The 13,599-nt window shown below is 55.9% G+C and carries 29 protein-coding genes; 1 reads left to right on the top strand and 28 read right to left on the bottom strand.

Translation table 11 applies throughout. From position 1 onward, the window contains the following. Window positions 1-5: 5 nt before the first annotated feature. The 27 genes from HMPREF0308_RS13635 to HMPREF0308_RS05585 form a co-directional block, all read right to left on the bottom strand. Window positions 6-182 carry a hypothetical protein gene (locus HMPREF0308_RS13635; RefSeq protein ID WP_005529601.1) on the bottom strand — a complete coding sequence of 59 codons (177 nt, stop codon included), beginning with the start codon at window positions 180-182 and terminating at the stop codon, window positions 6-8. 138 nt (window positions 183-320) lie between these two features. Beyond that, the gene (gene nrdF, locus HMPREF0308_RS05705) at window positions 321-1,277 is read right to left on the bottom strand and encodes a class 1b ribonucleoside-diphosphate reductase subunit beta (RefSeq protein WP_005529599.1); all 957 of its coding nucleotides are present in this window, start codon (window positions 1,275-1,277) and stop codon (window positions 321-323) included. Beyond that, entirely contained in the window at window positions 1,274-1,624 is a 351-nt protein-coding gene (locus HMPREF0308_RS05700) for a hypothetical protein (protein WP_005529598.1), read from the bottom strand. Before HMPREF0308_RS05700 ends, nrdF begins: the two co-directional genes overlap by 4 nt. Before the next feature lie 48 nt (window positions 1,625-1,672). Next, the gene (locus HMPREF0308_RS05695) at window positions 1,673-2,044 is read right to left on the bottom strand and encodes a hypothetical protein (RefSeq protein ID WP_034657059.1); all 372 of its coding nucleotides are present in this window, start codon (window positions 2,042-2,044) and stop codon (window positions 1,673-1,675) included. Between the two features lie 5 nt (window positions 2,045-2,049). Then, window positions 2,050-2,244 carry a hypothetical protein gene (locus HMPREF0308_RS05690; RefSeq protein ID WP_005529594.1) on the bottom strand — a complete coding sequence of 65 codons (195 nt, stop codon included), beginning with the start codon at window positions 2,242-2,244 and terminating at the stop codon, window positions 2,050-2,052. Continuing rightward, complete coding sequence (locus HMPREF0308_RS05685; protein ID WP_005529592.1) at window positions 2,241-2,594, bottom strand: hypothetical protein; 354 nt, start codon at window positions 2,592-2,594, stop codon at window positions 2,241-2,243. Before HMPREF0308_RS05685 ends, HMPREF0308_RS05690 begins: the two co-directional genes overlap by 4 nt. Beyond that, the gene (locus HMPREF0308_RS05680; protein ID WP_005529590.1) at window positions 2,591-2,782 is read right to left on the bottom strand and encodes a hypothetical protein; all 192 of its coding nucleotides are present in this window, start codon (window positions 2,780-2,782) and stop codon (window positions 2,591-2,593) included. Before HMPREF0308_RS05680 ends, HMPREF0308_RS05685 begins: the two co-directional genes overlap by 4 nt. After that, on the bottom strand, window positions 2,779-3,021 hold the full coding sequence (locus HMPREF0308_RS05675) for a hypothetical protein (RefSeq protein ID WP_005529589.1): 243 nt from the start codon (window positions 3,019-3,021) through the stop codon (window positions 2,779-2,781). Before HMPREF0308_RS05675 ends, HMPREF0308_RS05680 begins: the two co-directional genes overlap by 4 nt. Beyond that, entirely contained in the window at window positions 3,018-3,275 is a 258-nt protein-coding gene (locus HMPREF0308_RS05670) for a hypothetical protein (RefSeq protein ID WP_034657057.1), read from the bottom strand. Before HMPREF0308_RS05670 ends, HMPREF0308_RS05675 begins: the two co-directional genes overlap by 4 nt. Before the next feature lie 2 nt (window positions 3,276-3,277). After that, window positions 3,278-3,688 carry a hypothetical protein gene (locus tag HMPREF0308_RS05665; RefSeq protein ID WP_005529585.1) on the bottom strand — a complete coding sequence of 137 codons (411 nt, stop codon included), beginning with the start codon at window positions 3,686-3,688 and terminating at the stop codon, window positions 3,278-3,280. Further along, window positions 3,681-3,866 carry a hypothetical protein gene (locus HMPREF0308_RS05660; protein WP_005529583.1) on the bottom strand — a complete coding sequence of 62 codons (186 nt, stop codon included), beginning with the start codon at window positions 3,864-3,866 and terminating at the stop codon, window positions 3,681-3,683. The genes HMPREF0308_RS05665 and HMPREF0308_RS05660 overlap by 8 nt, the downstream gene beginning before the upstream one ends. Window positions 3,867-3,906: 40 nt before the next feature. Next, window positions 3,907-4,176 (bottom strand): hypothetical protein, encoded by a 270-nt coding sequence (locus HMPREF0308_RS05655; protein WP_005529582.1) that lies wholly within the window; start codon window positions 4,174-4,176, stop codon window positions 3,907-3,909. Between the two features lie 94 nt (window positions 4,177-4,270). Next, the gene (locus HMPREF0308_RS05650) at window positions 4,271-4,513 is read right to left on the bottom strand and encodes a hypothetical protein (RefSeq protein WP_050765417.1); all 243 of its coding nucleotides are present in this window, start codon (window positions 4,511-4,513) and stop codon (window positions 4,271-4,273) included. A 12-nt stretch (window positions 4,514-4,525) separates the two neighbouring features. Then, window positions 4,526-5,017, bottom strand: a complete 492-nt coding sequence (gene ssb / locus HMPREF0308_RS05645; protein WP_005529577.1) for a single-stranded DNA-binding protein — start codon at window positions 5,015-5,017, stop codon at window positions 4,526-4,528. Then, window positions 5,017-5,223, bottom strand: coding sequence for a hypothetical protein (locus HMPREF0308_RS05640; protein ID WP_005529576.1), 207 nt, complete (start codon window positions 5,221-5,223; stop codon window positions 5,017-5,019). Before HMPREF0308_RS05640 ends, ssb begins: the two co-directional genes overlap by 1 nt. Beyond that, complete coding sequence (gene thyX / locus HMPREF0308_RS05635; protein ID WP_034657054.1) at window positions 5,216-5,953, bottom strand: FAD-dependent thymidylate synthase; 738 nt, start codon at window positions 5,951-5,953, stop codon at window positions 5,216-5,218. The genes HMPREF0308_RS05640 and thyX overlap by 8 nt, the downstream gene beginning before the upstream one ends. 14 nt (window positions 5,954-5,967) lie before the next feature. Next, a complete protein-coding gene (locus HMPREF0308_RS05630) occupies window positions 5,968-6,234 on the bottom strand; it encodes a hypothetical protein (protein WP_005529573.1) in 267 nt (88 codons plus the stop codon). Then, entirely contained in the window at window positions 6,231-6,362 is a 132-nt protein-coding gene (locus HMPREF0308_RS14345) for a hypothetical protein (RefSeq protein ID WP_005529571.1), read from the bottom strand. The genes HMPREF0308_RS05630 and HMPREF0308_RS14345 overlap by 4 nt, the downstream gene beginning before the upstream one ends. Before the next feature lie 218 nt (window positions 6,363-6,580). Beyond that, window positions 6,581-7,060 (bottom strand): hypothetical protein, encoded by a 480-nt coding sequence (locus HMPREF0308_RS05625; protein WP_005529569.1) that lies wholly within the window; start codon window positions 7,058-7,060, stop codon window positions 6,581-6,583. 5 nt (window positions 7,061-7,065) lie between these two features. Continuing rightward, complete coding sequence (locus HMPREF0308_RS05620; protein ID WP_005529567.1) at window positions 7,066-7,497, bottom strand: hypothetical protein; 432 nt, start codon at window positions 7,495-7,497, stop codon at window positions 7,066-7,068. After that, window positions 7,491-8,324 (bottom strand): hypothetical protein, encoded by an 834-nt coding sequence (locus HMPREF0308_RS13630; RefSeq protein ID WP_005529565.1) that lies wholly within the window; start codon window positions 8,322-8,324, stop codon window positions 7,491-7,493. The genes HMPREF0308_RS05620 and HMPREF0308_RS13630 overlap by 7 nt, the downstream gene beginning before the upstream one ends. Window positions 8,325-8,327: 3 nt before the next feature. Further along, window positions 8,328-8,561, bottom strand: coding sequence for a hypothetical protein (locus tag HMPREF0308_RS05610; protein WP_005529563.1), 234 nt, complete (start codon window positions 8,559-8,561; stop codon window positions 8,328-8,330). A gap of 146 nt (window positions 8,562-8,707) precedes the next feature. After that, window positions 8,708-9,031: a hypothetical protein gene (locus HMPREF0308_RS05605; protein ID WP_005529562.1), complete on the bottom strand. Its 324-nt coding sequence runs from the start codon at window positions 9,029-9,031 to the stop codon at window positions 8,708-8,710. 9 nt (window positions 9,032-9,040) lie between these two features. Further along, window positions 9,041-9,877 carry a hypothetical protein gene (locus tag HMPREF0308_RS05600; RefSeq protein WP_005529560.1) on the bottom strand — a complete coding sequence of 279 codons (837 nt, stop codon included), beginning with the start codon at window positions 9,875-9,877 and terminating at the stop codon, window positions 9,041-9,043. Between the two features lie 91 nt (window positions 9,878-9,968). Further along, entirely contained in the window at window positions 9,969-10,823 is an 855-nt protein-coding gene (locus tag HMPREF0308_RS05595; RefSeq protein ID WP_005529558.1) for a hypothetical protein, read from the bottom strand. Between the two features lie 10 nt (window positions 10,824-10,833). After that, window positions 10,834-11,787, bottom strand: coding sequence for a lambda-exonuclease family protein (locus tag HMPREF0308_RS05590; RefSeq protein WP_005529556.1), 954 nt, complete (start codon window positions 11,785-11,787; stop codon window positions 10,834-10,836). A gap of 85 nt (window positions 11,788-11,872) precedes the next feature. Further along, on the bottom strand, window positions 11,873-12,097 hold the full coding sequence (locus HMPREF0308_RS05585; RefSeq protein ID WP_005529554.1) for a hypothetical protein: 225 nt from the start codon (window positions 12,095-12,097) through the stop codon (window positions 11,873-11,875). A 138-nt stretch (window positions 12,098-12,235) separates the two neighbouring features. Between HMPREF0308_RS05585 and HMPREF0308_RS05580 the strand changes: the two genes are divergently transcribed. Beyond that, entirely contained in the window at window positions 12,236-12,637 is a 402-nt protein-coding gene (locus tag HMPREF0308_RS05580) for a helix-turn-helix transcriptional regulator (RefSeq protein WP_141276701.1), read from the top strand. Window positions 12,638-12,839: 202 nt separating this feature from the next. On the opposite strand, the gene HMPREF0308_RS05575 is transcribed toward HMPREF0308_RS05580, so the two are convergent. Next, window positions 12,840-13,599, bottom strand: a 760-nt coding sequence (locus HMPREF0308_RS05575; RefSeq protein ID WP_005529551.1) for a tyrosine-type recombinase/integrase, incomplete at its 5' end; no start/stop codon positions are given.

Raw genomic sequence — 13,599 nt, 5'->3', positions numbered from 1 at the left:
GTCATTTAGGCCACCGCCTGGTGCTCATTCTCAACACGGATAGCGTGGTCGAGGATTGCCTGTGCCGTGGTTTCGTCGGTGTGAGCTTCGATGATGGGCATGATGGTGCACAGCATCATTTGGAGTTGGTGTTTGGTGAAGTCCTCGGTTTGGTTGAGGATGGTTGGTGCGTAACGTTTCATGGGTGTTTCCTTTTCGGTGGTTGGGTGAGTCTGGCAGGACTCTCTGACACCCCTAATGTTACATCATGGTGTTACATGTAGCAAATCAATGCAACAAAAAAGACCCCATGCAAAAGCACAGGGCCACACAATCACAAACTAGAAATCCCAATCATCATCCTGGGTCTCCTCAGCCTTACCAATGACATAGGAAGAGCCGGAGCCAGAAAAGAAATCATGCGTCTCGTTAGCATCAGGCGCTAGTGAGGAAAGAATCGCCGGGTCTACACGGCACTCATCCGACGGGAATAATCCCTCGTAGCCCAGGTTGTTTAGGGCTTTGTTGGCGTTGTAGCGGAGGAAGCGTTTAACGTCCTCAGTCCAGCCCAGGGCGTCGTAAATCTTTTCGGTGTAGGTGATTTCGTTGTCGTACAGGTCGAACACTAGGTCAAACACAGAGTCTTTTAGTCCCTGCTGCTGCGCCGGGTTGAGCTGCTTCACGGCTTGCTGGTACTTGTAGCCGATGTAGTAGCCGTGTACTGCCTCATCGCGGATGATTAGACGGATGACGTCCGCGGTGTTTGTGAGATAACCGCGGCTGGCGAAGCGCAGCGGGAGGTAGAAGCCGGAGTAGAACAGGAAAGACTCTAGAAGCGTGGATGCTGCCTTACGCATGAGCGAGTTATCCCCCTCGTAGAACTCGCGCACGCGGGTACTCTTGTATCGCAGTGTTTCGGATTCCTCAGCCCAGCGGAAAGCCCGGTTAATCTCCGGCGTGCTGGATAGCGTCATGAAAATGTTTGAGTAGGACTTCGCGTGCACCGCTTCCATGAAAGCAATGTTACACAGTACGGCTTCCTCGTGTGGGGTCACGGCATCCGGCATGAGGGAGATAGCCCCCACCGCGCCCTGCAAAGTATCAAGCGCGGTGAGGCCTGCGAATACGCGCATCGTCGCCCACTGCTCCTCCGCATTCATGAGTCCCCATTTGGGGAGGTCATTAGACACTGGGATCTTTTCCGGTAGCCAGAAGTTGCCGGTGAGCCTATCCCAGATTTCGGCATCTTTTTTATCCGGTACAGCATTCCAGTTAATCGGCTTCTTGAATTCTATCATTCTTGTTCCTCCGCGTAGTCGGCGGCTGCGAGTAGTGCGTAGGCTAGTTTTCGTGCTTCGTCAGAGGTAAGGTCGCCGGGTTCAATCCGCTGCACCATGATTGGGCTGCCTGGTGCTGTCCACACGCTAGGCCCGTGTGACCCTCCAGGTATCCATCCTTTGCCGTCTGGTACGAAAATGCCTGGGTCGTTCGGCTCCGGCAGGTCTGGCGCGAGTAGGCCCGCCTCAGCGAGTGCATCTGCTATGCGGTAGTGAGCCGGGACTTCTTCATCCTGCTTATTGTTTTCCCGCATCGCTATCAGGGCTGCGCGGCCCTTGTTGGTTATGCGGAATCCTTGAATAGTCATGCTTGCTCCTTTGCGTATTGGGCTGCTTCGAGTACCGCGAGGGCACGGTCATAGTTGGTCATCGTGGTCTCCTAGGATTTCCAAGATTCGGTTATAGATGGTCTTGTGGGTGGTGATGATTCCTGCGCTGCCTGCCGCTTGCGCTTGCTTCACTAGGGTGTTGTGTGCTTGGGCTTCGTTGTTAGCCCAGCCGATAAGCTCTTCTCGTAGCCGTATGACTTCTTGTGCGAGGTCTGGGGCGGCGGCTGCGAGGTCAGCGTTCGGGGTATGCATAATCCCTAGGTATTTGCCAGCAGCCCTCATTTCGCGTGTCGTATCCGGGCGCGGCGCTCCATCGTCGTACGTGGCTAGCGCCTCCCACGGGCCGGGGCTGGCCTCAGCCAGAAGGCGTTTTAGGTTGCTGGTGGTGAGGTTAGTCATTGGTGCTATCCCCATTCGTATCCGAGTAGTGCGACTGCGCCTGTCAGCGCGGCGGCAGCTATAAGCGTGGTGATTACTAGCGCGATAAACATTCCTTCGATGTATCGGTGTCCAGTAACGAGTCCGTATATCAGCGTCCCAAGTACAGCTGCCCAGCCAGCGGAGGCAACCACCGCGATGATTAGTGCAAGTGCACTCATTTCTGCTCCTTTTGGAGGTGGTCGAGGTATGCCTCCCAGTCGGGGTTGGTGCGGCGGTAGTGGGCGGCCTGGTCAGGGGTTTCTTCTTGGCGCATGTGGAGGTCTAGGCCCGCATCACGGGTGAGGATGTAGCGGGTGTTCTCGCTGAGGTCGTCCCAGTGGTCGATGACGAAGCGCGTGGTGCGGCGGACGACATAGTTGTTGCGGCCCTGCGCGTAGCGCATAGCGCTGACAATCATGTGGTGGTCATCAGGGCTGAGGGTGATGGGTTTTCCTGGTTGTGGGGTATGCATGATTGCGTCGTCTTTACGCATGTCACGCCGTAATTCCCAGTAGTCGTCTTCGGTCATTGCTGTCCTTCGAGGATTGTGGTGATTGTTGTGTCCAAGGCTTTGAAGACCTGCGGGACGGTTAGCTGGTCTGCGTGGAATTGGGCTGCGTAGCGGGCGTCCCGTTGCAGACTCGCTAGCTCTGTGCGGAGGCGTTTGTTTTCCTGTTGGAGAGCTGTGATGTACTGCTCCTCTGGTGTACGGCTCATGCTTCCTCCCATTTCCAGCTGAGTCCGGTGTTTTTGTCTTGGTGGTAGCCCTTGTGCCCCTTTTTGCGGAGGCACAGGTGGGTGTCGTGCTCTGGGTGCGCGCCAGTGGTGATAAGCGTGCAACACTTGGTGGCTCGCGTGTGGGCTTCAAGGCGTTGGTTTTCTTCCTCGAAGCGCTCCCGTGCGCTGGCCTTGCGTTGCTTGGCTTGGAGCACGTAGGCGGGGATGACACGGCTCATGCTTGCTCCCAGTCGCCTGCCGATGGTGTGCCGTCGGGGTTCCAGGCGCGGGGCAAGTCAAAGCGCGGGGTGACATTTTTAGCCAGTACATACTCTCCGCCGTTGCGTTTCACACTATGTAGAATCGCAGTGTCGTGATAGTCCACCATGCCATCTGGCTCGGCAAGGATCTCTAATTGCCCAGCAACCTCACACCACATTCCTACGCAGTTGGCGCGCTGCTCTGGGGTCATGTCTGCGAGGGTCTTAGTCATGGTTATTCTCCCCATCCGTATCGGAGGATTTTCCATGGGCCGCTGACTGCCATCTCTTTATTGCTGAGGTAGTCATCTCTACTTTCCCACGCGTCGGTGCTGAGTTTTTGGTAGGCATTTACTCCCGTGTCGGAAATGACTGTGCCCTCTGGCGCGCCCTCGAAGTCCTCAACGGTGACGAGTTCTACCGGGTCAAGGGTGAGATCGTCGAGGATTACGCCCGACCACGATTTACCATTGACGAACTTCACAAAATTCTCTTGGTCTGGATTTTCGCTGATGATGATTCCGCGCCCAAGCGTGGGGTGCTCTGCCCACCTGCCAAACAAGTTTTCCTGCGGTAGCAGGTCGCGGATTGCGGCAATGTCGCCCGCTTTGATTAGTGAGATGGGGACTTCGATGGTGCTAGACATTTTCTTTCTTCTCCTGTCGGTAGGTGGGGCTGGTGCAGGCGTAGATTCCGACTTCCTGCACGTATAGCCAGCGTTGGTGTGGGCCGCAGTAGGGTTCTTGTGCTGGTAGTGCGGTGCCTTGGGTGAGCATGGCTAGTAGTTGTGCCAGGGTGATGATGATGGTGGTGAGTGTGTTCATGGTTGGGTGGTGCCCCACTTGGCTGTGGGGCTGGTCGGTTTTAGAGTGGGCCGTCAATCAAGTGCAGGTCGCCCAGCTCATGAGTCTTGAGCAGTTCCTCAAAGTTGGGGATGTCGGTGTCGTATGCCCCGGTTTTGAGTCCCTCTACAAGGTCGAAGAACTCTTCGCTGACGGCGCTGACTACGAGTTCGTAGGTGGTTTCGTTGCCCTCCTCATCCCAGAGGACTACTTCGATGAGGTAGTTCTGTTCCTCGCGGGGCTCCATGCGGGCTTCTGCGAGTTGGCCTTGGTAGCAGGTGTATGCGTTCATGGTGTTTCCTTTGGTTGGTTGGTGTGGGGTGGCAGCCCCTTGGAACACACCTAATGTTACATGGTGTTGTTGCATGATGCAAGTTGACGCAACACTACCCCACATAACGCGCATACAACCAGCCATTACGCACCGACCCCTCGAACCCTAGGCCGAACATTTCATCATTATTTAGCCGGTTGCAGTACTCATTTCGGGTACGCGGCTTAAGCTTCTTCTGACCCGGCCATGGCAACCATGCTTCATCCTGCGGCACGGTATCGGCGATGGCGACAAGCTCGTTCATGAATGATTCGTACTTGTTGCGGCGGCGGGGCTTGGTTTCTGGGATTCGCACACTATCACCTGCCTAGAATGGTGGATTAGCATCCGCACCACTGAATCCGCCTTGTGGTGCACCGTTCCACGGGTCACCTGCGGCCTGTGCCCCTAGGCCTTGTGTGATGTTCTGCTGGGCTTGCTGGCCATTCGGCGCGCCCTGTGTAGTCGGCATGCGGTAGAAGCTGGTCGCGAGGAATTCCATCTTGGAGCGCTTCTCCCCACCGTCAGTCTCCCACGTGCGGGTAGTCAGCTTGCCCTTGACAGCTACCTGGTCGCCTTGCTTAAGCTCAGATGCTAGACGTGCCCACTGCACGGGGTTCTGTTTGCGTTCGGTTGATTCATCCCAGATGGTGACGTCGAGGTACATGCTGCGAGTCTTCACCCACTGGTTCTGTTCCTGGTCGAACTTGTTATCCGAGTTGGCGAGGGTGAAGCTAGTGACGGCCTTACCGCTCTTGGTGAATCGTAGTTCCGCGTCACGAGGCAGACCGCCGGTGATGGTGATGATGTCAATAGCCATTAGTTGATTTCCTTGAATGTCATGGTGAAGCGTTGGAAGAATGCTGCGCGTGCCCGGTCTATCTGTTCGGGGGCAAACGCGGTGTCGAGGATGGCGTGCACACTGCCTGCGAGCGCGTCTAGTAGGTGGTCTTGGTCTACTTGGTCGAGGTCGCTTAGGTTGATGTTTGCGCCGTCGTCGTCGAATGTGATGGTGATGCTAGGCATTGCTGTCTCCGAAGAGTGCCGGGGCGATGGTGGCGAGCTGTTCGCGGGCCATGTTCATGACTTCTTGAATTTCGGCATCCGCGTCTGGCTGTGTGCGGCGCTCAATGACTTCATGCCAGGCGCGGAGGTTGCCGGTTACTACGATGCGGGTTTCTGTCATGTTGGGGAGGACGGCGCGTGCCGCTTCGCGGGCTTGCTTACGCGGTAGTCCTTGATTGGTGAGAAAGTCCACTAGGGCGGTGTAGGTTTCGCTTGCCGATTCCGCTACGGTCTCTAAGACGTCGTGCGCTACCTCATCCAGGGTTGTGTAGTCGAAGATGCCGGTGTGGGCGTATGGGATGCCGGGTAGGTCGCGGATTGCGGGCGGGATGACGATAGCCGCGTCTTTCTCGTCTACGAATCGTTGGGATAGTTGCGAGTAGCTTAGGTGGCGGTGGCGGATTAGCTCATGCGTGAGCGCACGGGATACACCCTCAAAATACAGGGTGGCGGTGGCGTGCTCGGCGATCGACATGTGCCCCTGTTCGAATAGGGTTCGCTGCAAATAATCCCGGTCGTGGAAAGTCTTTTTGTTGGGGCGGTGGAAAGACTGATAGCAGGCACGGCCAGCGAAAGTAGTCAGGGTTTCAGCGTCGGTGCTACCACCCTGGATGTCCATATGTTCGGCGATTGCTTCACGATTAATCATCGTGTGGGCTAGTAGTGTGACCTTGGGTTTAGTGATAATCATGCTGTTTCCTTTGCTCATGATGCGTGGTAATGCGTGGCGAGGGCGCCGCCAACTTTGGCGTGCAGTAGGTTGATGTTCTTTTCTGCGAAGCTGCCCAGGTGGTCGTAGTGGTGGTACACGTCGCAGAAGATGGCTGGGTTGTCATCACTGTTGCTGATTTCGAGGTGGTACATGCCCAGGTTGATTGCGGTCATGTTGGTGCCCCTGGTGCTGCGGATGATTTGTGGGTTTGCGATGTAGTGTTGCGCGAATTCGCGGATGACCTGTTCGCTTGTGGTCATCGGGCGTGCACCTGCGGGGTGATGGCTGTTGGTTGTGTGTGGGCTGGTGGTTCGGGGCAGAGGATGATTCCGGTGAAGAGGACGGCCCCGGCGATGAGTCCGAATAGCCAGTCTTTGGTGTGTTGCATGTGGTTTCCTTGGTGGTTGGGGTGGGATGGCAGTCCCGTTGTTGGTTCGGTGTTTAGGTTACATGATGTAACAGCAATGTGCAACTTTGTGGGGTGGTGTTCCCTGGTGGCGTGTTATATGGCGATTTAAGCGCTTGAAAAATGTTCTAGGCCCACTTACCCCACTGTGTGCGTGTTGGGCGGCTGGTGGGCTGTTTTTGCGCGGTTTTGGCGGGTGTTTATGGCTTGTTTGTGAGTATGTCTTGGATTTCTTGGAGTCCTAGGCCGCTTGAGTAGGGTTCGGCTTGGTGGAGTTGGTGGAGTTCTTGGCGGATTGTATTGCGGATTGTGCGGCTGTGGATGTCTGCGTAGGCGACGGCGACGGCGCGGGCGAGGTTGGGGATGCGCATGTGGCTGTCTCCGGTTTGGTAGCCGTTTAGGTAGATTTCATCGGTTTCTTCGTCGAGGGTTACCCAGTTGTGGGTGGCGAGTTCTTTGACTGCGTGGCGGATGTCGTCGGCTGTGGTGTCGATGGCCATGGCTGCGAGTCTGCCGGGGTGCCAGTCGAGTGTGCCTGCCCATGTGATTTGTGGGTGGGAGTGGATGGTGAGGTAGAGCCATTGGGCTAGGGATGTGAGTTCGCGGTAGCCGGGTTCGGCCCAGATTTGGGGTTTGATTTGGGTGGTGTTGCGGACTTTGCGGACGCGGCTGATGGTCATTGGATTTACTTTCGTGCTTTGGCTAGGCGTTGCTTGAGGGCTTGGAAGTCTGGGCCTTGTGTGGTGAGTTCTTTTTGTTGGGGTGGCGCGCCGGGGACTGATTGTGGTGTGTATGCGTCTCCTAGCATTTGTTGGTATTTCGCGTGCATGCGATGTGCTCTGAATGTTTCGAGTTCTTGTTTGTCGGTGGGGTTGGATTCCCAGCGGCGTACGGTGTCTGATGCTGCGTTGAGGATGTCGCGGGGTGTGCACATTTTGTCTTCGACGCGTTGGGTGGCCCAGAGGTAGACCGCTTCGGCCCATAGGCGGGTTGGGTATTCGCGGTTGAGTGCACAGGCCCATGCTTGGGCGATTTCTGGGTCTGGTTTGGGGAATCGGTCGGGGGCTAGTTTTTTGCCGAGTTTGAGGATTTCGGCGGTGATGTGGATGTCTACCATGCGATTTCCTTTTGGGGTTCTGCGTCGATGATGGGTGGCTGGTTGGTGGTTCCTAGCCACGCTTCTGTGGTGTTGGTTGGGGCTTTTTGCCTTGGGGCGTTCTGGTGTTGTTTGCGCATCCAGACGAGCCAGGTTTTGTCCCAGTCGGCTTTGCGTGCTTTGGCCCCGGTGATGGATTGCCAGTAGTCCATGAAGTTCTGGTGTTCGGCTTCGAGGTTGAGGTCTGGGCGTTCGGTGCGCATTTTGTCGATTGTGGATTGTTTGGGCATCCAGTCTTCGGGGATGGGGTGGTTTTTCTTGGCGGGTTTGTTGGCACCATCCGCCTTGGCGGTGGTGTCTCTACTACTAGGTACTTCTTTAGAAGTACGGGTCGGGTCGGGTCGGGTCGGGTCGGGGCGCTGTGACACCCTTGTGTGACATTCGTGTGAGTCACGGGATGGTGTCACGTGTGAGTCACGCGTGACATTTTCACGTTGTGCCTGTTCAGCGCGTTTTCGCTCGCGTGATTTGCGTTGCCTTTCGGCTGATTCTTCACGCTCTTTTAGCTTCTGTTCGCGTGTGGGTTGGTAGTCATTCCAATCATGAAAGCGATACACTTTCGCACCGTTTTCGGATCGATCTTCGATCCAAATGCGTGCCGAAATGAGCGCATTTATTTGCGAATTCGTTCCTTTGAACAGTTTCACTTGGGTTGCGGGGATGACTCCATCGGTTAAATGTTTGCCACACCAGGCACCCGCTTTAGCCCATAATCCAATGGCAGCGTTCGGCACATCGAGAAACTTTGGGTGGTCGTAAAATGAATCATCGACTTTAAACCAACTCATGATTTAGGCCTCCCCATCGAGGTTGTAGACGGCGTAGAACTCATCCCATGCTTTGCGCACGATTGCTTCGTGGTGATTCAGGATGGTGTGGCGGCAAAGAAAGTCCACGCCATAATCGACGGTGTATCCCCCCGCCGCTTCGGCGCGGTGAATATCAATGAGGGTGTCAAGCGCTTGGTCTATGATTCGCTGTTCTTCTTCGACAACGTGGTTGTCGTGTGATTCTGGTGCCGTCATTGCACAGGCTCCTAAATTTTGTGTGCGGTGATGTTGCCCTGGCACTCCACATGCCGGGGCTTTTCTTTTTGTGATGATGCGTGCCGGGTGTCGTTGTCCGTCACTTGCGTAACCGGCGGTCGTAATTACAAGTTTGTGGTTTGTGTTTAGGCGGCTTGGATTGCTTGTTGAGTGCCTACCCATTCGCGTACGGCTGCCGCGTGACGGGACGGGGTAGCCGATTCAACGAATCGGCCTGTGGGCTTGATGAGGCCGTCTTTGCGGGCGTGCCGGAAGAAGCTGCCAATCGTGTTCGGGTGGTGCGGCTTCGCATCCCCTAATAGCTCCCTGAAATCGTGCGCGGTGAATGGCTCCCCCGTCGCGGCGAGCTGCGTCATAGCTTTCTGCGCGGCCACGTGCCAGCCCCGGTGTATGGCGATTTCTGCCATGTAGGCCGCATCACGCGGGTCAATATCAATCATGAGTTGCATGGTGGCCTCCTAGGCTGCTTGTCCACCGCGAATGTGGAGTTTGTCGTAGCCGTTTTCGATGCGGCGGGCGGTTTTTTCGTTGGTGCACTGGCTCTTGCCTTGCCTGATTCGGGTGATTGTTTTGGCGTTTATCCCGATGGCGGATGCGGCTTTATTGGTGCCGTAGTGGGCTACGAGGACATCTAGTTTGCTGAGTAATTCGGGTGTGACTGGTTGGCGTTTGTTTGCATCGCCGCTGGTGCGGATGGATGCCCGGGCGTGCTCATGTGGGTTGTCGATGTTGTCCCAGTCGTAGGGGCGGGCTAGGTTGAGTTTCTTGGTTTTGCCGTCTATTTCGCGTACGGGGTCGTTGGCGTGCTGGGTGTAGTAGGCACGTATCTTTTCGTCGAGGCAGATGGGCGCCCACCGGGCACGGTCGTAGGAGAGGTGTTGGACTCTTTCGGGTTTCTCCCCGATTTCTTCCCCGATTTCCGCAAAAGTGATTCCGATGGCGCGCAGCGCGTTGACGCGGCGACGGAGTGGCCACGCGGGCCGTCGGTATGGGGAGAGTGTGGGGATTTCTTTTAGCGCCTGGTAGGTGGTGTGTTTGAAGCGGTCACGGCGGTGAAATTTGATGTCGCGCAGTGTGGTGTTGAAAACTAGGTGGTCTTCTTCGATGGCGTTGCAGGTCCATCCGCCATTGATGAGGCGTTCGAGTTCTGCGTGGACTTTGTGCCAGGGAACAAGATGGTGGGCGATTCCTGCGGCTTTGGCGTGGTGGAAGCACAGGCCGTCATAGTCCTTGGAGTGGGTGACGGCGCGGGTGCAGTCGGGGCGTACACAGATAGGGTTTTTGCGTTTAGTCATGTTGGTTGGGTGTGTGTTTGGGGCTGGCAGGCCCGGTGAATATGGCTTGTGGGGGTGTGGTGTGCGGATGCCCCTCCCCGCTTATAGATAGTTAGGCTGCGGATTCTTCCGTGGTGTCCTCAACTAATTCAGCATCGAGTGCTTCCGCTTCATCCGCATACTGCGCATCCAAAAGGATTTGCTGCTTACGGGCGGTAAACATTGCCTTGATTGCGGATTCCCATTCAGGGTTAGTCGATGCGGTTGCGTAGAGTTCCATAAGTTCCTGCTCGCTGCCAGCTTCTGCGATGCGGTCTGCCCATACTTCCGGGTCGTCCGTATTAGCGGGGGTTGCATCAAGCATGTTTGCTAGGCGTGCCTGCGCGCTGTTGTCCTGCGGCTGCGCCTGCTGGCGGGTGGCCTTGTGCTGTGCAGGCTGTTCTACAACGTGGCCGGATTCATCCACTACCGCGCCAACCTCTTCAGGGGTGTAGATTCCACCTGCCATGACATCAGATGCGCCCATGCGAACTACCTCGGAGATGGCGCGGGCACGCAGCATAGCGCCCGGGTAGAGCGACCATGGCCCCTTGTTGCCCCACAGTCCAGCCTTACGGGCCTTTGATTCATCCCACCGCGCCGTGTACTCAAAATCTGGGTCATCGGAGCGGATTAGTACAGCTTCGGCGTAGGTGTCATCGCCGGCGACGCGGAGCTTGTGGCCATGCTGACGAACCATGGCAGACATCAAGTCTGCGGATGGGCTGGGGCGGCCGTTGATAACGGCGATGGAGGTAAGCACGTGGATGCGGGAGATACCCAAAGCATCCGCATATTCCGCTGCGAACATGAGGTTTGCGGGGTTGCCCTGGTACTGGCGTGGCATGAGGTTTCCCTGGCTCATGGCGCGAGACCAGTTCATCATCTCGTTGAGGTGGTCTTGGGTGCGTGCAATTTCCTTAGACATGGTGTGTTCCTTACTTGGTGGTGATTTGGTTGATGGTTGGCAGTTTTTGTGGCGGGTATAGGCTCACGCCCTTTTTGGTGGCGCGCCGGTATCCGATGGTGTGCCCGTTGCAAGTAGCTACCCTGGCGGTTCCCATTGCTTTGAGGATGCGGGCCTTGGCCCCGTCTTCACGCGCCTGCGCGTCTGTTCGTTCGGCCTTGGCGGTGAGGTAGTCGAGCGCATCATCGGGGCTTACCTCCCATTCAAGATCCGGCTCAATATCCGGATGGAGTTTGGCAAAGAACTTGTGAATACCTACCCGGTTATCGATGGGGTATGGGCATTCTGGGAGGGTGAGACTGTCGAAGAATGCCTTAGCCTTCATCTCCAGCGTGTGCGCTGTGTGGGGGTCATAGTCAATGGGAAACACGTCATACTGGTCTACCCATGGGCCGTGTTTGACTACGTAGGTGCGTGTGACGCGCTCCCCCTCCGGCCCGTGTGTCATGTGCATTTGCCACAAGACTTGCACGTAGTAGTAGAGGGGGATTTCGTCAGTTCCTGGCTCTCCCCATTCGTCCGCTTCAGTGTGGATTCCGTCGGAGTTCTTGGCCCGTGCGATGCTTTTGGCTTCTACAAAGATGGTGTCGCCGTCTTCAACGCCTACAGCGTCAGGGTTCGCAGCGGCCCATGGCAAATCAGGCCTAGTGATAGTGGTTTCGCCGCTTACCTGCTCAATGTCTGGACGAAGCACCTGAAAGAACCATGCGAGAATGCCGGATTCCTGGATGGTGCCGCGCATCATTGCGGTGGTGGCTTCTTCAGCTTCGGCTTCGCCGCGCATTTGGTGCCAGAGCTCTACGGTGGTTTTGTAGGGGCTGATTCCTAGGATGGTGGCAACTTTGGAGCCGGTGACTACCTTTGCGTGTTCGCTGCTGCCAGGGATGATTGTCGCCCTAGGTTGTGCGTATGTGGTATTATTCATGTGTGTTTCCTTGGTTGGGGACACTTTTCCGGCCCCGGTGCATTTATGGGAATGGCAGTTCCCGCGCTTTGTGTGGCCGGATTTCTTATGCCGTGAGTAGTTTGTGTTCTGCTCGCTCTGCTTCACTTGCGAGGTACTGCATGAAGTCATCTGCATCTTGTCGCGTGATGCGGTAGATGGGTTTCGCCGGGTTGGCTGAGATACTGATGGCGGTGAGGTTTCCCGCTTTGATGTGTCCTCGTATGAAGTTCTTGGATAGGTCGTAGGTTTCAGCCATTGTTGTGACTGACATGTAGCGTTTTTCGGGCATTGTGTTTCCTTTGGTTGGGGTTGGTGCGTCGTTCGCACACCCATGATGTTACACCATGCAACACCATGACACAACATAGCGCGTAATTTCATGCTTGGAATTAGTGCAAAATCAGCGGTTGCCCGTATCATTCCCACTATGGGTAGTGAAGCAATTGGCGAAAAGATAAAGGCAGCCCGCAAGGACCAAGGCCTAACTCAAAATGATTTGGCTGAGGTGGTTGGGCGCAATCGTAAATGGGTGGTTGAGCTGGAACGCGGGTGCCGCTATGACGGCTCGCCCCTGGTGCTTGATCCGCATTCCGTGATTAAGGTTGCGGCGGTGTTGGATTTGGATGCGGAGACACTTTTGGTTGAGTTGGGGGTTCCGTATGATAAATGGCCGGAACTTTCGTACACGCGTTCGAATAGTGGTAGTCTTTCAACCATCGATTTAAGCGGTTTGTCCACCGCACAAGCTAAACTCATACAACAGCTTGTCAGTGACCTAAAGGCAGGAAACTATGCACAAAAACACAGCAGGGAGCAGCACGAACAATAACTATGACCTGCTAATCATCCCCCAAACAAAAGACGTGATACCCGCATCGCATCTAACCCCCATACAGGCCCGCAACGCCACCCAATCATGGGCCGATTACGGCAACAATTCGAACCACACGTTCGAACAAACATGGCGCGTCACAGTAGCCCACCTCACCCCAAATGGACTACACGCAACCACCACGCTAACTATCCCCCAATCACTCCCCCAAACGGTCTAACGCAGCCCTCGCCGCATCCGTAGAAACATGCATATAGCCACGCGTAGAAAGCACCGTGGAATGGCCCGCAATCTGCCTAATCGTTTCAGCATCCACCCCGGCATCCAGCAACAAGGAAACCATCGTGTGCCGGGCGCTATGCAACACCAGGGGGCGCACACCGGCCCGTTCACACAGATTTGCCCATGCGAGGTCATCATCCGAATTGTCGATAGGCCTAAACCGGTCGTCATGGAAGACTAGCCCCTCACCCGTGGAACGCTCATGTAACACCATAAGCTCCGCTAGTAATGGTGCTGGTATCGGTAGAAGACGCTGAGACGATTTAGTCTTAGGGCGCACAAACCACTTGCCCATGTAGCACGGACGATGCTCATAACCAGATGGTGCAGCGGGCCGCTTTATCGGGCACCGTGCCCCCTTAACCTGCGGCGGGCATCCGCAATTCTCGCCGTGCATCCACGGGATGCGCTGAACCTGCCATGATAAATCCAGCAACCCAGCATCGAGGTCTACGCGCTCCCATTCAAGGCCTAAACATTCCGACTGCCTAGCGCCCAAAAGTAGGGCCATGAGCCACCGTGCGTACAGCATGTGCCCATCCCCCTGGGCGGTGGTGATAATTGCTTTGACCTCATCGCGGGTGAATGATTCACGTTCTTTACTATTCGCTTTGGGCCTGTCCATGCGGTCGCAGGGGTTGGCGTTGATTTTGCCCTCTACGACGGCATCCTTGAGG

Origin of the sequence: Corynebacterium striatum ATCC 6940, from assembly GCF_000159135.1 — a bacterium.
GTDB classification, from domain to species: Bacteria; Actinomycetota; Actinomycetes; order Mycobacteriales; family Mycobacteriaceae; genus Corynebacterium; species Corynebacterium striatum.
The sequence above is the reverse complement of the archived record's forward strand: the minus strand, read 5'-3'. Positions and strand labels throughout refer to the sequence as shown.